The organism is Neptuniibacter sp. SY11_33, from assembly GCF_047778025.1.
Lineage (GTDB): Bacteria > Pseudomonadota > Gammaproteobacteria > Pseudomonadales > Balneatricaceae > Neptuniibacter.
On sequence record NZ_CP180543.1, the window covers coordinates 1,651,581 to 1,673,744 of the forward strand.

Annotated in this window: 18 protein-coding genes and 1 tRNA gene; 16 read left to right on the plus strand and 3 right to left on the minus strand. The window is 41.6% G+C overall.

Going from position 1 to position 22,164, the window contains the following annotated elements:
• Positions 1-16 precede the first annotated feature (16 nt).
• The 5 genes from ACMXYV_RS07825 (at position 17) to ACMXYV_RS07845 (ending at position 5,134) form a co-directional block, all read left to right on the plus strand.
• Positions 17-101, plus strand: a tRNA-Leu gene (locus tag ACMXYV_RS07825).
• Positions 102-413: 312 nt separating this feature from the next.
• Positions 414-1,730 carry a trigger factor gene (tig, locus tag ACMXYV_RS07830; RefSeq protein ID WP_415891216.1) on the plus strand — a complete coding sequence of 439 codons (1,317 nt, stop codon included), beginning with the start codon at positions 414-416 and terminating at the stop codon, positions 1,728-1,730.
• A gap of 183 nt (positions 1,731-1,913) precedes the next feature.
• A complete protein-coding gene (clpP, locus tag ACMXYV_RS07835; protein WP_415891217.1) occupies positions 1,914-2,540 on the plus strand; it encodes an ATP-dependent Clp endopeptidase proteolytic subunit ClpP in 627 nt (208 codons plus the stop codon).
• Between the two features lie 122 nt (positions 2,541-2,662).
• Entirely contained in the window at positions 2,663-3,952 is a 1,290-nt protein-coding gene (gene clpX / locus ACMXYV_RS07840; RefSeq protein ID WP_415891218.1) for an ATP-dependent protease ATP-binding subunit ClpX, read from the plus strand.
• A 72-nt stretch (positions 3,953-4,024) separates the two neighbouring features.
• Entirely contained in the window at positions 4,025-5,134 is a 1,110-nt protein-coding gene (locus ACMXYV_RS07845) for an Hpt domain-containing protein (protein WP_415891219.1), read from the plus strand.
• A 202-nt stretch (positions 5,135-5,336) separates the two neighbouring features.
• On the opposite strand, the gene ACMXYV_RS07850 is transcribed toward ACMXYV_RS07845, so the two are convergent.
• Positions 5,337-6,404, minus strand: a complete 1,068-nt coding sequence (locus ACMXYV_RS07850) for a 3-deoxy-7-phosphoheptulonate synthase (RefSeq protein ID WP_415884899.1) — start codon at positions 6,402-6,404, stop codon at positions 5,337-5,339.
• A gap of 303 nt (positions 6,405-6,707) precedes the next feature.
• Here ACMXYV_RS07850 and dsbD point away from each other — a divergent pair, with 303 nt between their 5' ends.
• The 10 genes from dsbD to ACMXYV_RS07900 all read left to right on the plus strand — a co-directional run bounded on the left by dsbD (position 6,708) and on the right by ACMXYV_RS07900 (position 20,071).
• Positions 6,708-8,534 (plus strand): protein-disulfide reductase DsbD, encoded by a 1,827-nt coding sequence (dsbD, locus tag ACMXYV_RS07855; protein WP_415891220.1) that lies wholly within the window; start codon positions 6,708-6,710, stop codon positions 8,532-8,534.
• Positions 8,535-8,662: 128 nt separating this feature from the next.
• Positions 8,663-10,777: a type VI secretion system tip protein VgrG gene (locus ACMXYV_RS07860; protein ID WP_415891221.1), complete on the plus strand. Its 2,115-nt coding sequence runs from the start codon at positions 8,663-8,665 to the stop codon at positions 10,775-10,777.
• A complete protein-coding gene (locus ACMXYV_RS07865) occupies positions 10,774-11,322 on the plus strand; it encodes a DUF4123 domain-containing protein (protein ID WP_415891222.1) in 549 nt (182 codons plus the stop codon). Before ACMXYV_RS07860 ends, ACMXYV_RS07865 begins: the two co-directional genes overlap by 4 nt.
• A 2-nt stretch (positions 11,323-11,324) precedes the next feature.
• Entirely contained in the window at positions 11,325-15,080 is a 3,756-nt protein-coding gene (locus tag ACMXYV_RS07870; RefSeq protein WP_415891223.1) for a LysM peptidoglycan-binding domain-containing protein, read from the plus strand.
• Complete coding sequence (locus ACMXYV_RS07875) at positions 15,080-16,072, plus strand: hypothetical protein (protein ID WP_415891224.1); 993 nt, start codon at positions 15,080-15,082, stop codon at positions 16,070-16,072. The genes ACMXYV_RS07870 and ACMXYV_RS07875 overlap by 1 nt, the downstream gene beginning before the upstream one ends.
• A gap of 144 nt (positions 16,073-16,216) precedes the next feature.
• The gene (locus tag ACMXYV_RS07880) at positions 16,217-16,564 is read left to right on the plus strand and encodes a transposase (protein WP_415891225.1); all 348 of its coding nucleotides are present in this window, start codon (positions 16,217-16,219) and stop codon (positions 16,562-16,564) included.
• A gap of 39 nt (positions 16,565-16,603) precedes the next feature.
• Positions 16,604-17,434, plus strand: a complete 831-nt coding sequence (locus ACMXYV_RS07885) for a transposase (protein WP_415891226.1) — start codon at positions 16,604-16,606, stop codon at positions 17,432-17,434.
• A 134-nt stretch (positions 17,435-17,568) separates the two neighbouring features.
• Entirely contained in the window at positions 17,569-17,853 is a 285-nt protein-coding gene (locus tag ACMXYV_RS07890; RefSeq protein ID WP_415891227.1) for a hypothetical protein, read from the plus strand.
• Complete coding sequence (locus ACMXYV_RS07895; protein ID WP_415891228.1) at positions 17,850-18,845, plus strand: hypothetical protein; 996 nt, start codon at positions 17,850-17,852, stop codon at positions 18,843-18,845. Before ACMXYV_RS07890 ends, ACMXYV_RS07895 begins: the two co-directional genes overlap by 4 nt.
• A 368-nt stretch (positions 18,846-19,213) precedes the next feature.
• Positions 19,214-20,071, plus strand: coding sequence for a hypothetical protein (locus ACMXYV_RS07900; protein ID WP_415891229.1), 858 nt, complete (start codon positions 19,214-19,216; stop codon positions 20,069-20,071).
• 178 nt (positions 20,072-20,249) lie between these two features.
• Here the strand turns inward: ACMXYV_RS07900 and ACMXYV_RS07905 are convergent, their stop codons facing one another.
• Positions 20,250-20,585, minus strand: coding sequence for a hypothetical protein (locus ACMXYV_RS07905; protein WP_415891230.1), 336 nt, complete (start codon positions 20,583-20,585; stop codon positions 20,250-20,252).
• 28 nt (positions 20,586-20,613) lie between these two features.
• A complete protein-coding gene (locus ACMXYV_RS07910; protein WP_415891231.1) occupies positions 20,614-21,162 on the minus strand; it encodes an SPOR domain-containing protein in 549 nt (182 codons plus the stop codon).
• 207 nt (positions 21,163-21,369) lie between these two features.
• Here ACMXYV_RS07910 and ACMXYV_RS07915 point away from each other — a divergent pair, with 207 nt between their 5' ends.
• Positions 21,370-22,125 (plus strand): hypothetical protein, encoded by a 756-nt coding sequence (locus ACMXYV_RS07915; protein WP_415891232.1) that lies wholly within the window; start codon positions 21,370-21,372, stop codon positions 22,123-22,125.
• Positions 22,126-22,164 lie beyond the last annotated feature (39 nt).

Consider the following 22,164-nt stretch of genomic DNA (forward strand, 5'->3'; position numbering starts at 1 on the left):
TAAAAAAGATCTATCTGCGGACGTGGTGGAATTGGTAGACACGCCAGATTTAGGTTCTGGTGCCGCGAGGTGTGAGAGTTCGAGTCTCTCCGTCCGCACCATTGATTGATCTTTATTCCTTCTCTTATTAAAAGCTGCTTCTAGCTTATAAAATCCTTACTTTGTTTTTGTTTATCTGCTTCTAAAAGCTATTTCTAGCTTATTTGTTGATCTAAGTGATCTATCTAATAATAATTTTCATTTCTTATACGTTATTTTGCTTACTAAACTTGACTAATTAAGCTGCTTGCCGGAGAATTTCGCGCTTTGATTTTGCTCGAAAATTACGAGCGGCTGTGCAGATCAAGCAGCGTTAGCAATACGTCGGTCTGTTGAAGATTATTGATTCAAGCATTTTATTTGTGAGGCATTACATGCAAGTTTCCGTTGAAACGACTTCTGGCCTAGAGCGCCTGTTGAAGGTTTCCGTACCAGCAGAGCGCATCGATCAGGATGTTAACAAGCGTATCCAACAGACTGCACGTACAGTACGTATCGACGGTTTCCGTCCTGGTAAAGTACCTGTAAAAGTTGTTAAGCAGCGTTACGGTAAAGGTATTCGTGAAGAAGTTCTTGGCCAAGTAGTTCAGGAAAGCTTCTATCAAGCGCTTCAGCAGGAAGAGATTAACCCAGCTGGCACGCCTGCAATCGAATTCACGAAAGATGTTGAAGGTGAAAACCTTGAATACACTGCGAAATTCGAAGTTTACCCAGAAATCGCTCTAGCTGATTTCTCTAAAGTAGAGATCGAAAAGAAAGCTGCTGAAGTAAACGATGCTGATCTTGATCAGATGATCGAAACGCTACGTAAGCAGCAAGCTGATTGGAACGAAGTTGAGCGCGCTGCAGCTGAAGGCGATCGCGTACGCATCGATTTTGAAGGCTTTATCGATGGTGAAGCATTCGACGGTGGTAAAGGCGAAGGTATGGACCTTGTTCTAGGTTCAAACTCAATGATTCCTGGTTTCGAAGACGGTTTGGCGGGCGCTACTGCTGGTGCAGACGTTGAGCTAAACGTTACGTTCCCAGAAGAATACCAAGCTGAAAACCTTCAAGGTAAAGACGCTGTATTCAAAGTAAAAGTACACACTGTTTCTGAGCAGGTTCTTGCTGAACTAAACGAAGAGTTCTTCGAAAAGTTTGGTCTAGAAGAGAAGACTGAAGACGCTTTCCGCGCTGAAGTTCAAAAGAACATGGAGCGTGAGCTTAAGCAGGCTCTTAAAATGAAACTGAAAGACGCTGTATTCACTCAGCTTCTAGAAGTTAACCCAATCGAAGTGCCAGCTGCACTAATCGATGGCGAAATCGACAATCTACGTCGTCAAGCTGTAATGCAGTTTGCGGGTCCAGATTCTGATATGGATCCAAACATGCTTCCAAAAGAGATGTTTACAGATCAGGCAGACCGTCGCGTTAAGATCGGTCTTCTAATGCAAGAAGTGATCAAAGTAAACGAACTAGAAGCTGACGAAGCTCGTGTTAAAGAAACACTAGAAGAGATGGCTGAAACTTACCAAGATCCTCAGCAAGTTATCGATTGGTACATGGGTAACGAAGAGATGCTAGGTCAGATCAAAGGTCTAGTTCTTGAAGAGCAGGTTGTAGATAACCTACTTGAAGCTGCAACAGTAACAGACGTTACTGTTAGCTACGAAGATGCAATTAAGCCAGAGCAGGGTGCTGCAGCTTAATTAGTTTCTTCTGACGTAAAAGTCATTACTGTAAAAGCGACAGTTAGCGAAAGCTGGCTGTCGTTTTTTTGTTTTCAGCGCATGATAAATGCAGTGTTGTTGGTTAAATCTATTGCCTGAATTAATCAACGTAGTATTATCGAGTGCTTGTGTTTAGGTTATTTCCGTTTTAAGGAGTGATACATGGCGGATTTTGGTAAAGGTGGCTCAGATATTTTGAGTAGTCTAGTGCCTATGGTAGTAGAGCAGTCGGCTCGTGGTGAGCGTGCATACGATATCTACTCCCGTCTGTTAAAAGAGCGTGTGATCTTTCTAGTAGGTCCTGTAGAAGATCATATGGCTAATCTGGTGGTTGCGCAGTTACTGTTCCTAGAAGCGGAGAACCCGGATAAGGATATTCATCTCTATATTAATTCCCCGGGTGGCTCTGTAACTGCAGGTATGTCTATCTATGACACTATGCAGTTCATCAAGCCAGATGTAAGCACGATGTGTTTGGGTCAGGCAGCGAGTATGGGTGCATTCCTACTAGCCGGTGGTGCTGAAGGTAAACGTTTTGCTTTGCCTAACTCTCGTGTAATGATTCATCAGCCGCTGGGTGGGTACCAAGGTCAGGCGACTGATATTGAGATTCATACCAAAGAAATTTTGAGTATTCGTCAAAAATTGAATACGTTGTTGGCAGAGCATACGGGGCAGGATCTAGAAACGATCTCTCGTGATACAGATCGTGATAACTTCATGGATCCATACGCTGCTAAAGAATACGGTTTAATTGACGAAGTGCTTGATCGTCGTAACACTGATTAAGCCTGAGTAAAAATTGTTACTATAATCATAAGATTCACCCTGTTTATTTGTATGAGGGTTGAAATGTGAAGCAGAGTAGCAATATAGGGTATAGCCCTGATAAAGAATAATGAGGAAGTCGAATGACCGACGAAATCAAAGGTAAAGATGGCGATGACAGCGGCAAGTTGTTGTACTGCTCATTCTGCGGCAAAAGCCAGGATGAAGTACGCAAGTTAATTGCTGGTCCGTCCGTTTTTATCTGTGACGAATGTGTTGATCTGTGTAACGACATCATTCGTGAAGAGATACAAGAAGCAGAGCCTCAGGAAGAGAGCGATCATCTGCCAACTCCTGAAGAGCTAAGTGCTGCTTTGGATGAGTATGTAATTGGACAGGACAGAGCGAAGAAAGTCTTAGCTGTTGCTGTATACAATCATTACAAGCGTTTACGTTTCCAGAAGAATAGCAATTCTGAAGTTGAGCTGGGCAAAAGTAATATCCTTTTGATCGGTCCTACAGGTAGTGGTAAAACTCTGCTTGCTCAGACATTAGCACGTCTTTTGAATGTGCCATTTACGATTGCTGATGCAACTACGCTAACTGAAGCGGGTTACGTAGGTGAAGATGTAGAGAACATCATTCAGAAGCTGCTACAGAAATGTGATTACGATGTAGAAAAGGCTCAGCTTGGTATTGTCTACATTGATGAGATCGATAAAATTTCTCGTAAGTCTGATAACCCATCTATTACGCGTGATGTATCGGGTGAAGGCGTACAGCAAGCGTTGCTTAAGCTAATTGAAGGCACGGTTGCTTCGGTTCCTCCGCAAGGTGGTCGTAAGCATCCTCAGCAAGAGTTCTTGCAGGTAGATACGTCTAATATCCTGTTTATCTGTGGTGGTGCATTTGCTGGCCTAGAACAAATTATTCGTGATCGTTCAGAAAAAGGTTCTATCGGATTCAGTGCTGTTGTTAAGAGCAAAGATGAAGAGAAAACGGTTTCTGATAGCCTTCGTGAGCTAGAAGCTGAAGATCTGGTTAAGTACGGTCTGATTCCTGAGTTTGTGGGTCGTCTTCCGATGATTGCGACGCTTGCAGAGCTGGATGAAGAAGCATTGATTCAGATTCTGACTGAGCCTAAGAATAGTTTGACCAAGCAGTATGCTGCGCTATTTGATATGGAAGGTGCAGAGGTTGATTTCCGTGAAGCTGCATTAAAGGCTGTTGCACGTAAAGCGCTTGAGCGTAAAACAGGCGCGCGTGGTCTACGTTCTATCCTGGAAGCGACTTTGTTAGATATTATGTATCAGCTGCCTTCTATGGAGAATGTAAGCAAGGTTGTGATCGATGAAGGTGTTATCGAAGGTGATAACGATCCTATCCTCATTTATGAGAACACAGATCAACCTAAAGCGATGCCAGACGAATAAGCGTTCCAGAATGTGTTATAAAAAAGGATAGCTCTGCTATCCTTTTTTTGTGGCTAATTTAAATGGTGAAGAATGTCGGACGCAAATGATCAAGGATTTCAACAGCTAAGTGACGAGTTGAAAACGGAGTTCTACTCTAGCTTCAAAGAGGCTATGGAGGAATTGGATCACTGTTTTAGTTCCTTAAACTGCAACTACAATCCTGAGATTGTCGATCAGATGTTTAGGGCGGTACATTCAGTTAAAGGCAACTGTCATATGGTTTTTCTCGACAGTATTGCCGATGTTTGCCATAGACTCGAAGATTTGGTTGATCAATTCAGGAAAGGGCAACTACCTTATACGCCGGTACAGGGAGAATTTATTGCCTTTGTCTTTACCCGCTTAGAACAGCTTGTTGCTGATAAGGTTAGCGGTCTTGATGTTAGTTTGTCTGATATAGAGCTTCTAGAAAAGGGTGTGCTGCAGGTTTATCAGTCGGGTCTAGCCTCACGCGACAATGCGGCTCAAGCAACCTTAGAGAGCTTCTCAGGGATTCTCACGGCTACAGAGAGTATCAATGAGAGTGTGTTGGACAAGCTTGAGGCTCAAGAACAGTTAAAAGATTTTGATGATCTTGCTTTTATGGGGCAAGTCGCAAAAATTCTGCAGGCAAAATCTATTCAGCAGCAAGGCGATCTGTCTAAGCTTATTTCAATAGGTTGTTTGCTGAATCAACAATTACTTCATCCTGAAATTGAAGAGCAATTGTTGGCCGCATTCAACTTTCAAAATTTGGGGAGCAAGTTTGTCCCTTCACCTGTATTTGAGATCGGCCTTGAATCGGCTGAGTGGGAAAAGGCTAAAGCGAGAGAGCAGGTTGAGTTATCAGCAGGCTTTTTAAAGCTAGGTGGTAAATGGCTAGCGGCATCAAAACTTATCGAGTGTAGTTTTGAGCGCTATGATGGTCGAGGGCCGTTTGGTCTAAAAGGGGATGATATTCCGGCGGGAAGCATGATTCTCTCAATGCTTAAGTTCTATCAGCAAAATTATTTGCGCTTAAGGAAGGATCATAAGCAAAAAATCGCAGTTGCTAAAACAATCAGTCGTATCAATAGTGAGAGCGGTTATAGATTTGATCCGAAGCTGGTTGAATTGCTGACACAGTTAGGTCATTCAGATCCCGATAAATTGACGTTGTAATATCCGTTGGCGGTATGGGTTATTCCATATTGGTGAGCCTAGTTAGATGAGGCAAACTGTGTTTGGTTTAAATCTGACTTGGAGGGCAAATGCCGCAGGAGCAATTAGAGTTTGACGGAGATGGAGAGGTGTATATTCTCTCCGAAAATTAAAAAAAGCGCATGGGTTACCCTATGCGCTTTTTTGTGGAAAGCTGAATCTGTTAGCGATTAGCTAATGCAGGCTTCAGTTTCTCGTTCATCTCAACTAGGCACTTCTCAGTAGTTTCCCAGTCGATACAAGCATCTGTTACAGATACGCCGTATTCAAGCTCGCTTAGATCTGCAGGGATGGACTGGTTACCCCAAGCAAGGTTACTTTCAATCATTAGACCAACAATAGATTTGTTGCCATCAATGATTTGGTTAGTCGCATTTTCAGCAACAAGTGGCTGAAGAGCTGGGTCTTTGCTTGAGTTTGCGTGGCTGCAATCAATCATAATGTTGTTTGCTAGGCCTGCTTTGTCTAGTGCTTGTTCGCAAAGCGCAACGTTAACTGAATCGTAGTTTGGTTTGCCACCGCCGCCACGAAGTACAACGTGACCGTACTGGTTGCCTTTCGTGTGTACGATAGAAACCTGACCGCTCTCGTTAATACCTAAGAAACGGTGTGGTGCGCTAACAGATTTAAGTGCGTTTGTAGCTACTTCTAGACCACCATCGGTACCGTTTTTGAAGCCTACAGCACAAGATAGACCAGAAGACATCTCGCGGTGAGTTTGAGACTCAGTAGTACGTGCACCGATTGCAGACCAAGAGATCAGATCCTGCATGTACTGAGGAGAGATTGGGTCTAGTGCTTCAGTTGCTAGCGGTAAACCCATTTCAGATAGATCTAAAAGAAGTTTACGGGCAGTGTGCAGGCCTTTTTCAATCTCGAAAGAGTCGTTTAGGTCTGGGTCGTTAATCAGACCTTTCCAGCCTACAGTTGTACGTGGTTTTTCAAAATACACGCGCATAACCAGATACAAGGAATCTTTTACTTTTTCCTGAAGCTCAACCAGTTTTTTACCATACTCAATTGCTGCTTCTGTATCGTGAATAGAGCAAGGGCCCACAACAACGAATAAACGAGGGTCCTTACGGTCAAGAATATCGCGAACAACAGAGCGGCCTTGCATAACTGCTTGAGCTGCTTTCTCAGAAATTGGCATTTCAGCCTTAAGCGCATCTGGGGAAATCAGAACGCTATTTGATTCGATATTTAAATCTTCAACACGTGTATCGGTCATTAGTTCTTATCCTACAATAGAGAGCTATTTTACGTTATTGAGCGCTTTTAGCGCTGTGGCTCTCTAGACTCTTTGTCAATGTGTCGCTTGTTTTACCATAAACCTATGAAGGTTATAAGTATGCAGATGGTCTATTCTGCGCCAAATCAAAACAATGGCAGTTGTTTCTACTAATTAAAGTGCTTTTACGAGTGCTGTTCGATAAAAAAGGCGTGGTAAACTACGTAAATCTGATTGATAACGAACTGTTAAGCATAAAAGTTGTCAATCAAGCGTCTGCGAGATTAATCCATAGGAAACGCTGTGTTGTATCTATTGAAACGAGTTATTTGGTTACAGTTTTTAGTTATCTTGTCTGTAGCTTCCCCGAGTGCGACAGCGGGCCTATTTGATCAAAACCCTTTTGGTGAAAAAGGCCCTGTTCAGGTAGAAAAAGCGTTTGTTTTTGGTCATGTCCAAGAGGGTGATACCTTAAAACTGATCTGGGATATGCCGGATGAGTATTACCTCTATAGAGACAGAATAGAGCTTAAAGATGGTGAAACAACCCAGATTATCTCACGCAAGAATGCACCGGCTGAATTAAAAGATGACCCGTTGTTTGGTCAGGTATGGGTTTATTACGACCGCGCGGAGATTGATCTTTCGCTGCTGAGCAAAGTCGATCCTGCAAAAGACGACAAAGTAACCATTACCTATCAAGGTTGTTGGGATGGTGGTGTATGTTACCCGCCGGTCACTAAAGAGATCTTAATTACAGCATTTACCCCTTCTAAATCAGCTGCTGATGTGAGTGCCGCTCCAGCAGCTGCTACAACCATGCAAACCATTAATGCGCCTGCAGTAACAGAGCAGGATCGTTTTGCGCAGATGCTCTCTCAGGGCAGCTTAATCGTTACCCTAGGCGCGTTTTTCGTAGCGGGTTTAGCGCTATCTCTAACGCCTTGTGTCTTTCCGATGATTCCAATTCTATCCAGTATCATTGCTGGCCAGGGTAAGCATGTATCGGCTGCTAAGGGTTTTGGGCTGTCTCTTGTCTATGTGTTGGCTGTGTCGATCACTTACACAATCGCTGGTGTACTGGCTGGTTTGTTTGGTGAAAATGTTCAGGCGCTTTTTCAAAATGCTTGGATTATCGGCAGCTTTAGTTTGATCTTCGTTTTGCTGTCTTTATCAATGTTTGGTTTTTACGAGCTGCAGTTACCAAACAGCATCCAGTCTCGTTTAAGTCAGGCGAGTAACAGTCAGAAGGGCGGCACAGTTGCAGGTGTTGCGATTATGGGTTTCCTCTCTGCATTAATCGTCGGCCCTTGCATGGCAGCTCCCCTGGCTGGGGCATTGATCTATATAGGTCAAACAGGTGATCCATTCCTAGGAGGTAGTGCATTATTCGCGATGAGCTTAGGCATGGGTGTACCGCTTCTATTAGTCGGTGCCTCTGCAGGTAAGCTACTTCCACATGCTGGCCTATGGATGAACAAGGTCAAAGCGGTGTTTGGTGTGCTGCTGTTATTAATGGCCGTTTGGATGCTTGATCGCATCGTACCTACCGTTGTTTCTATGTGGCTAACAGCAATTATCCTTGTTGTATCCGCTGTTTATATGGGCGTTCTGTCTAAAGCGAAAACTGCAAAAGAGAACCTTGCGAAAGGTTTAGGTCTAATTATTCTGCTTTACGGCTTGTCGCTAATGATCGGTGCGTTGGCAGGTGGTAATAGCTTTAGATACCCACTAAAAGCATTTGCAGGTGATCAGTCTGCACAAGCTGAGGTTCTACCTTTTATAAAAGTGACAACGCCAGAAGCACTTAATAGTGAGTTAGAGATCGCCAAAGCCAATGGGCAGCCAGTCATGCTAGATTTCTACGCTGATTGGTGTGTCGCTTGTATAGAACTAGAGGTGATTACCTTCGCGGACTCGCGTGTGCAAAATGCTTTATCGCCTTACCGTGTGATTAAGGTAGATGTGACTGCCAATGATGAGCCGGCTAAAAAGCTTAATAAAGATTACGCACTGATCGGCCCACCTGCGCTTATCTTCTACGATCGTGAAGGGGCAAAGCTTGATCATAAAACCCTTATCGGCGTTGTGCAGCCAAATGATTTTCTCAATCATATTCGTGATATCTAAAGGGATCTGACCAACTAATTTTCGCTTCTAAGTGCTATTTAGGATAAATGGCACAAAGCATGCTTGGATAAGCTGCTGTGTAATACGAAAACGTGATTGGATGAAATTTCACGTCAAAGGAATGAGTGATGTTTTTAAAAGCAAATGAAGAACGCTTCCTCTTTAATGTGCAAGGTGGTGCCGAATTCTCGCTGGTCCGACTCTCCGGAGTGGAGCAGGTATCCCAACTATTCAGTATTGATATTGAGCTGATTTCTAAGCAAACAGATATAGAAATCGATCAAATTGTAGGGCAGGCTGCTTGTGTAACTTTGCTGGATCAAACCGGAGATGAAAACGAACAGACGCGTTATATCAACGGCATTGTCGCTAGTGCGGTAATCGGTGAAGAAGGCGTTCGACAAAGTAGTTACCGTGTCACTTTAGTGCCGAAAATATGGCTATTAAAACATCGTCTCGATAATCGAATTTTTCAGTTTTTAACGACACGCGACATCATTACTCACTTGCTTAGTGAGCATAACTTCTCCTCAGACGAATTCCGTTTTGACCTCACAAGGCCTGCTAGTGCCCGTGAATACTGTGTTCAATACGCAGAGTCAGATCTCAACTTTATAGAGCGGTTGCTTGAGGAAGAGGGGATTCATTACTACTTCGAGCACTCAGCTGATAAACATACAATCGTATTTAGCGATTCTTCTACCTCTTCACCCTATATCAGTGGTGAGGCTGAAATACCTTATTTTCATCATGCTCAAGGGGCTATCTCAGAGCAGCACATATTCCGTTTTCAGTATGCAGAAGCGATCCGTCCAGGCAAAGTATCCTTACGTGATTTTAACTTTACCAAGCCAAATTTAGATCTCACTGAAACAGCCTCACACCAGCAGGATACCGCCCTAGAAATCTACGACTATCCTGCAAACTTTTTGGAATCTGACCGAGGTTCTCATCTAACTGATGCCCGTTTAGATTCTGCTAATCGAAAGCGTAAGACAGTTATTGCCGAAAGCGACGTTAATCGCTGTGCACCGGGTTTTAGTTTAACCGTTCTAGATCATGAGCGTAGCGAATTAAATTCTGAGTATTTTATTTCTCGCATTGAGCATGTTTGTTCTCAGCCGCAGGTGTTGGAAACAGGTGCTACGACCGAAGGTTCAAAATACAGCAATAAATTGAATCTTGTCTCTATGGATACGCCTTACCGCCCTAAAGTTGACCTTAATAAACGGCCGGTGATTCAAGGTGCACAAACGGCAACGGTAACAGGGCCTGAGGGCGAAGAGATCTATACAGACGAGCACGGTCGGGTAAAAGTGCAGTTCCATTGGGACAGAATTGGTGAATATGATGAAAACACCTCCTGTTGGCTTCGTGTCAGTCAAAACAGCGCGGGCGGGGCTTTCGGCAGCATGTTTCTTCCGCGCATTGGAGATGAGGTGATTGTTGATTTCCTAGAGGGGAATCCAGACAAGCCCATCATCACAGGCCGGGTTTATCACGGCCATAATATGCCACCTTATGCTCTGCCTGAGCACAAAACCCGCTCAACAATTAAGACCCTCTCCAGCAAAGGTGGCGGTGGCTACAACGAAATCCGCTTTGAAGACAAAAAAGGTGAGGAAGAGGTCTTTATTCGAGCAGAGAAGGACCTAGATCAACGTACCTTAGATACCCATAAACAATGGATTGGCCACGAGCATCAACAGCTGGTGGAACATAATGAATATAGAGAGTTTTACAACGAGGAACACGCGCTCACCAAAGGCGATTACCATCGTGAAGTTAAAACGAACTACAACCATACCATTACGCCTGACTATCACGCACAAATTGGCAAAAGCGGCTTTCAGCATGCAGTGAATGAGAGCAACTGGAAAGCTGGGCAAAAGATCATTTTCGAAGCCGGTACCGAAATACTCATAAAGGCGGGTGGTAGCACAATCACAATTAACCCAGCAGGGGTAAAAGTGAATGGTGCCGCGATAAACCTAAATGGCGGTGGTGGCGGAGGCAGTGCCGCTGCAGCAGCACCAGTAGCACCAGAACCTCCGTTAGAGGCTGATTTAGATCAAGCTGGATATGTGACTGAGGGTAAGGAGGCTGCTGAACCTTGGATACCAGCACCGACGCTTAAACGGATGGCATTAGTCGATCAGCCAGCAATCGGATTATGTATGAAAGACGGCGGGTCTATCGCGACTTGCCCACGTTCGGATTGTCCATGTAAGGGGCTAGCATGATCCCTATCTACGATGATGCATGGTACTGCCTGATACTGGATCATAACCGTTTTCAAGATAATCCATTGGCTCTTATCTTCCAAAATGAAGAGCTCCCAGACGTAGTCAGGTTATTTGACGGTACGATCCTCGAAAGCGTTGCAGAAGAAGGGCCTTGGTGCGTATTTTTCAAATCTGACTCCGAGCTGATCTATAGCGAAGTTATTCAGCAACAGTGGGAACAGGATGTTTACTGGCAAGCGGGTTCCTCATTGGTAATAGGCTTACCCAACCAGCCGAAAGAGGAACTGTTGAGCTGGGTGCAAAGCAGGGCGCTTGCTCAATCTCCATTGGGTAACGCAATGGTATTTCGTTTTTATTCTCCAGCGCTTTTAGATTCATTAGAGCAGGAGCTTTCTCAAAATGAACTCACCCGTTTTATCAGTGGAATATCAGAGGTTAATTGGGCGAAAGGAAGCTTTAGAAACCATAACGAAATAACCCCTGAGACAATTCAGACGGCCTATCAGCTACCGGAACAGCTTTACAAAGGATTAATGGAATAATCATGGCAACAAACTACAAAATTATTGAGGGTGATTGCCTCTCATTTATCTCTAAAAAATTAGGGATTCCTGTTTCAAAGCTTCAAGCTATGAATAGTGAGCAGATTAAGAATGTAGATTTAATCTATGCTGGAAATGTTCTGAAGACATCTGAAGGTACGCAACAGCCTCCACATCCTGAGCCATCTCCCATCTCAGTAGATCGTATTCAATTACCGGACATTCCTTCGGTACCATCTGATGTGTGCAAGCCTCAAGAGTACGTAGATGTAGTTTTTTATCCTGCTATGCCTAAAACAGGTAAGCAAGGTTGGTTTGCCATCACTAAGGAGGGCAAAGATGCTTTAGAGCTAGAAATTGAAAATATGCGTTCAGTGATGCGATCAATGGCCTCGGGGAATGTAGATGAGGCAATGTTAGAACTGAGTAAGTACGGAATTCTTTCAAAATTTCAAAGTACTGACCATGAACGCTTTCTTAAATCGCAAAATGATAAGGATGAATACCGTGCTTTGCTGTTTTTGCAATTAGCTTTAAAAACGGATTCCGTTCGAGTACCCGAGCTGTTGATGGAAACCTCAAGTGGTAATCCAGATGACTTAATTACTGCACTTGCTGGGGAGTTTAAAGATAAATATGCAAAAGCCTATAAAGAACAAATATTCTGGTCATGGTGTAGAGATACATTAAAGGTTTCATATTCTAAGTATCTACAGACGTTATCCTTGGGGTTTTATGAAACTATCATGCCTGATGTCGTTAAAGAGTTTTTAACCCCTGCAATAGAAGGCAAGCCTGAGGTATTTATTAAGAGCATTAAATCAGGCGCGACTGCAGATATTATGGAGCAGTTAGCAGAGAAAATAGAGAAATTAGAGAAAAAAGCGCGGTCTCAAGCTTGTAGTGAATCATCCGATGATGGTACACCTTTTATCTATTCAGAAACCATGGGGTATTTTACCAGTAAAGAGCAAAACTCCATTCATTCTGCTTTGAACAATATTCATAAAGCGAGGGGGATGTATAACCTTGAGTTTGATGATATCTGTGAAGATGCACCAGATCTGATTTTGAAAAGGTTAAAATTATGGCAGCAAGACAGCGAAGTAGCTTCAAAGCTAACCCCTTACGAATTTAGGGCGCGTTTTGCTGGCCGTTTTACTCCGATATTTACTCTTAATAGCCATAAAATGGTATTAATTGAGCAGTGCCTCAATGACGAGGACTTAATTACCCATGTGCCAAGCAGTTTTAACTATCATGATAGTTTTGATGCGGAGTACGAGAAAAAGCTAATCATCGAAGTCTATAAGTACCTTTCCACATCGAGCCTATCGACAAATCTAGAGAAAACAGAACTCCCTTGGAGTTACTATCCGTGTTTAGTAATGAAGCACAAATTAGATGCTTCATTAAAAACTAAAATGGCTGAGATAAAGAACCTACTTGGGGTAGGGAATCTTCCCAAAGAAGTCCTGGGTGATTTGGTAAATTGCAAAAAAGCGCTATTAGATCGGATAGAAACTTTAGAGAAAAAAGCAAAAGCGAACGCGGCTAAACAAGAATACAACCGTTTATTTACTGCATCAGATCAAACTTATACTCCGATCATCAAAGAGAAAAGTTGGAAGCCCGCAAGAAAGACCGGCAATTTATATACTCAAGCAGGGAAAGCTGATTTAACAGTCGTAGAATGTTACTTATTAAGTGAAGAAGGGCGGACTGCATTTATACGTGGGCCTAGCTGGATGATACCTGAAGATCCGGTAAGTAGAGATGAATGCGGCGAGCATTTCTATGATATTAAACCGGCATTTAACCAAGTTAATCCGGAAAAACCAATTGCTGAAGTGAACCGAATCGAAGGGCTGGATGTGATACCTCAAGCTCAAGATGAGAGTGGCCCTCCTGAAACGTGGCTTAACAAAAGAGTTAATGATTATTTTGCAAAGTTATCATCAGCTATCCCCATCAAAGTAAACTTTAGTAAATCACTACATAATTTTGACAAGGCGTTGGCTGGAGGCATTTATCATTGGCGCAATGAGGGACCAGAGTTAGATGAATGTTATTACAATGCGAGCATAGAAGGCCAATTTATGCGTTTTTCTACAGCTGTTTCACTCGGTGATTCGGTTGATGTAGGGAAAATGTTAAAGGCTAATCAGGTAAAGAAGCTTCAGTTTGGTATTACGCAAGCGGAAGCGAAAATAGATGTAGGAAGAGGTCAGGCTACGTTAGATTTTGTTTATCCTGATCTGTCTGGTTATAAAATGGAGATTCCTTATATAGCTTACTTGCCTGAAAATGATCTCAAAATTGCAGAAGAGGCTTTTTATAAAACGGATCGGAAAGAGGTCTCCAAAACATATCCTTTAGGTCACCTTTGTCTCAAAGGGAGCTGTACTGTCTATGGTATGGTCGGAGCGTCCATAAACTTGGGGGCGAGTATTGAATTTGGAAATCTTGATCAAGGTGGCATAGGGGTAAAAGGTTTCACGGAAAGTTATCAGGGTTACAATGCTTATCGTAAAGAACTCGCCGAGGTTAAAAATGCTGATGGCGAATTGCTTGCTCAAAGTAAAGCTGCCGATATAACCGGTACAGCAGGTGTTTTTGCTGGGGTTGAAGTGGGCGGCGAGTTTGTCGGTAGCTTAGAGTGGAAAGCTCCAAAGTCTCCTGATTTTATTTCTTTTGCGAAATTCACTGCAAAAGCTGCCGGGGCCTTTGCTGCTTCTGCCAGCGGTATGATTAAGTTAACAGTTAGTGGCGGTAAAATAATATTTATTATGGCCGCTAAACTTGCTTTAGGCCCAGGTGTTTCAGGGAAAATGGGTTATGAGATTTCCCCCTTAGCGATCAATGATTTCATAGATCACATTCTAAATATTCTGAACCAAGAAGGGTTCCGCAGACTTAATATTTTCGATGAGTCAGTTGATTCTGAAAGTGGTGAAACCTCTTTTGAGTTATTTAACATGTTCCTTACCGCTGTTATGGTCACTGGCCTCAAAGCGGCTGATGTACTTCTATTGCCATTTGAAAAAATTCAAGCCTTTAACGATGAAAGTACTCGTGAAAAACTTGCACCGGTATTGGCTGATTTTATAAACAATGAAGCTGAAGTGGCCCACCCTTGGGTTAAGAAAATGCCTCCTGAGACAATGGGAAGATTATTGTTTACGTTATCTGATGCGCAAAATTATTCTTACATTGAGCAGGGAGTGGATGTTCTAAGTAAAGGCCGGCCAGAGAAAGATAGAACACAAGCTGATGACCTTAAACAACGAAATGCTATTCAACGAATTATTGCTTGGCTTACGGGCAATGAAATTTTCGATAATGATATTCATTTTAGTGCCAAACCTGCTGCTAATTATGTCAGATTTTTCGAAGAATCAATCATTCGAATGAACGCTAAAGGGCAAAAGGCAGATACAAAAGTACTTGAGTGGCAAACCCTATTATTTAATCTTAGGATCTTGATTGGTTTCCATGAGGTGGTTACGCAAAGTGAAGCAAATATCCGTAAAGACGTTATCGAACAAAGAATTGAAGCGTTTAAAAAAGGTATTGATGCTTTAACTCATAATTACCTATTTTACGTTAAGGTTGGTACATGGAATACAGAATACTGTACATATTATATCGGTGATTGTGGTCAAGATGATAAAGAACAGGGTGCTCGAAAAGAAGCTGTAGGTATCCATGATCAATTCCAGCCTATTTCAATAATGAATATTAAAGGGATTAGTTAATGAGAGTTATACGTTTTATTTTAATCACATTTATATCTTTTACATCTGGATTAAACGTAGCTCAGGCAGGGTATGTTGAGAAAGCTAGCTATTTGTATCCAATTATGATCGATATTCGTCATAAGGATTATGATTCTGCGATGGCCAAACTAGAACCTTATGTTCTTGAAAATGATCCGAATGCGCTATTTTGGTATGGCTATATGAAACAATCAAAATTTGGGCGCGGTCGTTTCGGGGCCTATCGCTGGTTTGAAAAATCAGGTTCGCTTGGGAATCCGTATGGGGTGTTTAAACTTTCGGGGGCGGATAGTACAGACTATGTATGCGAGGTTAATGGCTGGGAATGCTCAGACGAAAATCTAGATAAAGCAATAGAACTCTGGAAAGAGCTTGCGGCGGAAGGAGATGTAAGAGCTAAGTACCTTGCTTCAGTCTACGATAGATCAATTCCTGGTTTATGGTATGAGGTGATAACAGGTAAAGATTTAGATCGAATTCGAGAAGCTTGTGAAGGAGGCTATTGTAAGCCAATAAGAGATCTTTTTTGGAGCGCAATGAATAATGACGAGAATTCTAAAGAAGATTGGGGTAAAGATAAGTTTCAATTGATAATTGATTTTGTGGATAAAGATCCTGCTATAGCAACGTACCGAGCTGAATTCGCATATGAAGGTTTAACTGATGAAGAACGAATCGATCTGTTAATTGATAGTTTAAAGAAAGGCTATTACCTTGCTGGAAACTATTTGTATAGTTTTGCTGAGCATAATGACTCTATTAGCTATGAAGATGCCTATGTTTATGCTGAAGTTGCTAGTATGGGTGGCTGGGGGCATGGTGTCACTACATATCTCGTAAATAAAAAATTAGTCTCTGAAGAGAAAATACCTGAGTTAAAACTTAGAGCACAAGAGTTTTACGACAATATTGATCATGTAATTAACTTCGATGAAATGGATTTTATGTATATGTCTAGGCCAGATGTTTGATCTGGTTTGGTGATCAATAATTAAAGAATTGGGTTCAGAAAGATCAGGGTCACAGAAAGATCAGGGTCAAGTCTCCCATTTCCCACAATAGCTAGACACAAATAACTTAAGGACGCAGGTTAAGGACAATCACAGGAGGTGAGCATGTCTAGAGCACTAAGGATTGAGTTTCCCGGCGCTTATTATCACATTACATCCAGAGGCAATACGCGGTCAGATATCTATTTTGATGATACCGGTAGGCGGTATTTTCTATCTTTACTTCAGCAAGTTTGCGAGCGGTACGGATGGGTTTGCCATGCTTATTGTCTAATGGATAACCACTATCACCTATTAATAGAAACAGCGGACTCCAACCTTTCTAAGGGTATGAGACAGTTGAATGGTGTGTATACACAATGGATAAATCGAACATATAAGAGGGTTGGTCATCTTTTCCAAGAAAGATCAGGGTCAAGTCTCCCATTTCCCACAAGAGCTAGACACAAATAACCTAAGGACACAGGTTAAGGACAATCACAGGAGGTGAGCATGTCTAGAGCACTAAGGATTGAGTTTCCCGGCGCGTATTATCACATTACATCCAGAGGTAATACGCGCTCAGATATCTATTTTGATGATACAGGTAGACGGTATTTTCTATCTTTACTCCAGCAGATTTGTGAGCGGTATAGATGGATTTGTCATGCTTATTGTCTAATGGATAACCACTATCACCTCTTAATAGAAACAGCTGATTCTAACCTTTCAAAGGGCATGAGACAGTTGAACGGTGTGTATACACAATGGATAAATCGAACATATAAGAGAGTTGGTCATCTTTTCCAAGGTCGCTATAAGGCAATTATAGTTGATAGTAATGAGTACCTTTTAGAATTAAGTAGATACATAGTGCTGAACTCAGTTAGAGCAAGAATGTGTCATGAAGTTTCTGAGTGGCCTTGGAGTAGTTATCGATCAACAGCTGGTTTGTGCAAAGCGCATGAGTGTTTGGTCGTCGATTCAATTCTAGCTGCATTCGATGAACATAAGAATCAGGCTCAAGAGAAATATAGATTATTTGTTTCTGAGGGATCGAATCAGCCTTCCCCTTGGGAAAAGTTAACAAATCAAATTTACCTTGGCTCTGATGCATTTATCGATGAAGTGCAGTGTAAGCTAGATCCCGATCAAAGCTTAATAGATATCCCTAAAATACAGCAAAGGCAGGCGAAGAAATCCTTATCTTACTATCAGGAGCTTTACGGAAAGAAGGAAGCAATTATAAAAGCTTATGCAAGTGGACATTATACGCTGAAAGAGCTCGCTGATTATTTCGGAAGTAGTAAAAGCTCGGTAAGTAGAATTGTTAATAGCGGATAATTATATGGGAAATGGGAGACTTGACCCCTTAGGTTCTCGTAGGTTCTTGTCTTGAAGAAGTTATAATCCGGATTAATCAAGATGGATCAAAAGCAGATAATAAAATTAAAGAATGGATTTCAGCTTTAATTAATATGAGGATACTGATTGGTTATCATTCCAAGATATCTGAAATAGAGGATGGTCAGGATAAGATTGTTATTGAGGAGCGAATGCTATCTTTTCGGAAAGTATTAAATCTACTAGCTAAGAATTATCTGTTTTATGCTAGAAAAGGGATTATGGGAGAAGATTACTATACATATTATATTGGTGATTGTGATAAGGATTTAGAAGAGCAAAATAGTAGGATGGCAGCTGTCGGTATACATGACCAGTTTTATCCTGTCTCCATTATAGATGTTAAAGGAATTAGGTGATTATGGTTAAAATATTGCTTTATATTATGCTACTTTTTTCAGTGTTTAAAGTCTCATTTGTGGAGGCTAAATCTATTGAAAAGGGGGGGTATCTCTACCAGATTATGGTTGATATTCGACATAAAAAATATAATGAAGCAATAAAAAAGCTAGAACCTTATGTGCAAAAAAATGATCCAGCTGCACTCTTTTGGTACGGATATATGAAGCAGGAAAGCCAAGGATCTGAGCGTATGGGAGCGGATCATTGGTTTGAAAAATCCATTGAAAGTGGAAATCCATACAGTATGTTCAAATTATCAGGTAAAGAAGGTACTGATGTGGTTTGTGAGTCTAATGGCTGGATTTGCTCTGATGAATATTTTGATAGTGCTATCCACGAGTGGGAAAAATTAGCAGTAAATGGAGATGTTAAAGCTGAATATCTATATCGATATTATAATCGTTCCTTTCTGGGAATAGCTTTTGATGCATGGATCACTGGTAAAGACCATGAACTAATACTGGAGGCGGCAAAGAAGGGTTATTACCGTCCATTGGCTAGGAGAACCAGCTATGCTGCATCTCAAAAAGAGCACCCCAAGGATTTTTGGGGCGAAGAGCTATTGAATGTTTTGCGTAACAACACAGATAAAGATCCACAAATAGCAACATATAGAGCAATGCATGTATATGAAGATTTAACTGATAGACAGCGTGTTGATTTATTAGTTAATAGTTTGGCTCAAGGATATTATCCAGCTTCAAATTACCTATATGAATTTGCAAAGAAAGGTGTTTTAACTTTTGAGGATGTGTATGTATATGCTGAAGTTTCAAATATTGGTGGTTTTAGTAATGCACTAACAGTAGTTATCGAAAATAGAGGCTTGGTTTCTAATGAGGTTATTCCAGAATTGAAGATTAAAGCAAAGATCTTCTTCGATGAAATTCAGCATGTTATTAATTTTGATGAAATGGACTTTATGTATAGGCACAAACCAGATGTTTAATCTGGTTTGAGTAATTTGAGTTAGAGTAATTTTATTCTTAGTTTGATATAGAACAAGGATGTGAGGAATAGTTATGGCAAGGAAAAGCCGTTTCTCTCCAGTGGGAGTACCACAGCACGTTATCCAGCGGGGTAATAACCGATAGGTTTGTTTTGGATCAGAGGAAGACTTCAAAGCATATCTATCTTGGTTAAAGCAATACAGTCAGAAATATGATGTATCAATACATGATTGGGTTTTAATGACCAACCATGTGCATCTGTTATGTATGCCTAATAGTCCAAATACGGTCATCACAGATGATACAGTCTCAAGGGCGAAGCTACGTAAGATATTTCAATTACACCTAGCTATTTAAAAGGATTTTTATGAATTTCGAATATGATTTCATCAAAGGTGTTTCACCAGATAACCCTAAGAATGCTTTGCGCATAGGTATAGTATTTTGCCTGTTGGGTGTTCTATTGGGCATTGTTGCAGACGAAGATAGCCGTTTCTTTAGTGTTGTATCGCTGATTATGATTGCAGGTGGTGTATGGCTCATTGAAAAAGCCAGGAAAAGTAATGTGGCTTCTATGATTGTTCAGGCGAGTCAGGGTATTAAGAGTATCTCTTCTCGTGAAGAACCTGTAATGATTTTTATTGGTCTTATCACAATGATCGGTTTTGGTTTACCGCCGATTTTTATTGAAATGAATGTAAGAACGGCGGATAAATTTCATTTCACCTTCTGGATATTTGCAGTTATTGGCTTTTTCTTTTTCAAATATGGGCTAAAAAAACGCCGAGAATACAATGAAATTGGTAGTCCTCTACTGTTTTTAAAAGACAATTGCGGTCAGATCGGTGGAGTGATTAAAGGGGAATTAAGTATTAATGCTGTGCCAACGGAAAAGAAGCTAGAGGTGCGTTTGTATTGTGAAGAGGCGTATAGAACTAGGTATGATAATAAATCTAAAACGGTCTCTGCTGTTCTTTTTGAAGCGCGAACAGAGCCTTTGGTTAGCACTAATACGAGCCGTAAGTCTGATATAAGTTTTAGTATCGCAATTCCAGAGGGTTTTTTACCTAGTCATGCAAAAGGTGATCGGGGCATTATTTATTGGCACGTTGACCTTATGGGGGAATTTACCTCCTCATCCGGGAAAAATTTAGATGTTGTTCGGACGTGGCGAGTGCCAGTAACAGGATCGGGCGATATGCAGAAATATCACCATCACTGTTAAAGGAATAATTGAGGTCAGAGTAAGTTTAATTTAGTTTGATATAGCACAAGGTTGTGAGGGTTAGTTATGGCAAGGAAAAGCCGTTTCTCTCCTGTTACTCTCTGATCTCAATTTTAAAATAGTAAGGCTCTTCTAAGAATCAGACACGGAGCAATAGGCTTGCTCCGTGTCTTTGTATTTAAGCGGTAGGGTTTGGTAGTTCTTTCGATTGTTCTTCTGACGGTTTGCTCGCAAGGAGCAAGATAAGGCTCAACACACCTATAATTGTTCCGATGTACCAGAACATTGCAGTAAATAGAGAAAATGCTATTTGCCAGCTTCTGTTATTTGTGAAGATGCTCCATAGGCCTACGATGCCCATGGCTGTTACCAGAAACGGTAGAATCGACATGACTATCGCCAAATCGACTGGAAAGAATGGTGCAAAGAAGTTGCCCATTAATAGCGCTGCTATGCCTAAAATCGTAAATAGACCTGCCATTAAAAAGTTAAGTATTTTTGCGAGAATATACATAAGTCATCCTTGTGGTTTATGTAGTGAGTTATATTGAATCTGTTGTTCTAATCCAGGGTAGATAACCTAGGGTTTTAGCCGTGTTTTCTGCAGAATCTTGCGCTTGTTTGAAGGTCTCTATCACAGGTGTAATGACATTAAACATTTGAACATTTTGTACTGTGGTCGAAACTACACGAGATCTGATAGTTGAATGGGTAGCCTGAAATCTATGTGCTGCTTCTTGGGAGGAGAAAGCTGCTAATTGCAGTATGTAGCCATCAGTGAGTTGGGCGGCTTGTTCAAAAGCTTTGGCTGGTGGTGGAGCGGGTTCTTCGGCCTGTGCTGTGAATTTAAGGATTTGCCTTCCATCAGTGGCGCTGCAACGTTTATCAGTCGATACAGGATTGATTCTCTGGCGACAGTTGACCGCCCACTTGCCTTTTTGCTCCTGTGTTATCAGATAATCTTGTTCCTTTATCTCACTGTCATACCGAGATTCGGGTAAGTGAGAGGGTGGTGTTCCAGCTGCGCTGAGCTGGTGTGTGCTAGCGGCTATTAATCCGACAAGAAGGTATTTCCCTTTACATACTTTCATCTTGGTTATCCATGATAGTTCAAATATTAAATAGCATGTTTTATGCCATTTATTTTTGAATAATAAATAAAGAATCTTTAAAGGGTTTTATGGTTGGGAATAAATATTCTCACAAGCTTATTTGGGTTTTAAATTATTTGTTTTTTTTGAATATATAAGTAGACTGGCTCGAGTTTTATAAAGAATTTGGTGGATAGGGACGTTGTTATGACACCAGTTAGGGAAATTCAGTTTGAGGATTTGTCCTCGCTGCGCGATCAATCTAAGAAAGTTAGCTCGCTATTGAGCGAAGATCTTCACGGTTACGTTAAAACGCTCACCACGCTTTGTGCCCCTCGAAAAGTTTTGGGTGAGTACATGCAGAGTGCCTCACGAGATAAGGTGATAGGCGCTGAGAAAAATTTTTCTCTACTTGAGGAACGCTATAAGTCAGTTATGCGTGATGCATTTGGCTTGTCAGCTAAGCTTTCTACACCTTTATCTGCTATCCATAATAAATTGTCGCTAACCCCTTGGAGTTATTCCCAGGAGTTGTCTGGTTTATCTTCACCGTTATTGTTTTCCACTCCAGTGCGCTGGGTTTTAGGCTACGACTGTAGTTACGATCTGGTTGGACTTATCTCAGATCGTATTGGTGGTCAGGATATGCGTTATGAAGAGGTGTCGCCCTTCGTTATTCGAGCTTTAACTATATGGCTGTTAATAGAGCAAAGCCCTGATCTACAAAATATTCTTTCTGGATTGGGGTATGAGGTCAGTATCGAAACGCTTCCTGATGTGTCGGGTGATCTGCCTTATGTTGTTCTAACGTCTGTCGTTCCTGCTTTCCGTCCTCAAGACTCTCTTGTTTCTATGGTTTCTCAGCTTTCTGGAGGATCAACCTTTGAAGAGCTGGTTGATATCGATGGTTTGGAAGGTATGGCCTTCGATTTGAAAGATAGATTGCTTGGGGTTTTAGCTTAGTTTTTCTCAATTGAGCGTTTTTGTGCTCATTGAACCCTC

Excerpts from the sequence above, each read along its gene's own strand:
- tig (WP_415891216.1), top strand. The coding sequence starts at position 414 with ATGCAAGTTTCCGTTGAAACGACTTCTGGCCTAGAGCGCCTGTTGAAG.
- clpP (WP_415891217.1), top strand. The coding sequence starts at position 1,914 with ATGGCGGATTTTGGTAAAGGTGGCTCAGATATTTTGAGTAGTCTAGTG.
- clpX (WP_415891218.1), top strand. The coding sequence starts at position 2,663 with ATGACCGACGAAATCAAAGGTAAAGATGGCGATGACAGCGGCAAGTTG.
- ACMXYV_RS07845 (WP_415891219.1), top strand. The coding sequence starts at position 4,025 with ATGTCGGACGCAAATGATCAAGGATTTCAACAGCTAAGTGACGAGTTG.
- ACMXYV_RS07850 (WP_415884899.1), bottom strand. The coding sequence starts at position 6,404 with ATGACCGATACACGTGTTGAAGATTTAAATATCGAATCAAATAGCGTT.
- ACMXYV_RS07860 (WP_415891221.1), top strand. The coding sequence starts at position 8,663 with ATGTTTTTAAAAGCAAATGAAGAACGCTTCCTCTTTAATGTGCAAGGT.
- ACMXYV_RS07865 (WP_415891222.1), top strand. The coding sequence starts at position 10,774 with ATGATCCCTATCTACGATGATGCATGGTACTGCCTGATACTGGATCAT.
- ACMXYV_RS07870 (WP_415891223.1), top strand. The coding sequence starts at position 11,325 with ATGGCAACAAACTACAAAATTATTGAGGGTGATTGCCTCTCATTTATC.
- ACMXYV_RS07875 (WP_415891224.1), top strand. The coding sequence starts at position 15,080 with ATGAGAGTTATACGTTTTATTTTAATCACATTTATATCTTTTACATCT.
- ACMXYV_RS07880 (WP_415891225.1), top strand. The coding sequence starts at position 16,217 with ATGTCTAGAGCACTAAGGATTGAGTTTCCCGGCGCTTATTATCACATT.
- ACMXYV_RS07885 (WP_415891226.1), top strand. The coding sequence starts at position 16,604 with ATGTCTAGAGCACTAAGGATTGAGTTTCCCGGCGCGTATTATCACATT.
- ACMXYV_RS07890 (WP_415891227.1), top strand. The coding sequence starts at position 17,569 with ATGAGGATACTGATTGGTTATCATTCCAAGATATCTGAAATAGAGGAT.
- ACMXYV_RS07900 (WP_415891229.1), top strand. The coding sequence starts at position 19,214 with ATGAATTTCGAATATGATTTCATCAAAGGTGTTTCACCAGATAACCCT.
- ACMXYV_RS07905 (WP_415891230.1), bottom strand. The coding sequence starts at position 20,585 with ATGTATATTCTCGCAAAAATACTTAACTTTTTAATGGCAGGTCTATTT.
- ACMXYV_RS07910 (WP_415891231.1), bottom strand. The coding sequence starts at position 21,162 with ATGAAAGTATGTAAAGGGAAATACCTTCTTGTCGGATTAATAGCCGCT.
- ACMXYV_RS07915 (WP_415891232.1), top strand. The coding sequence starts at position 21,370 with ATGACACCAGTTAGGGAAATTCAGTTTGAGGATTTGTCCTCGCTGCGC.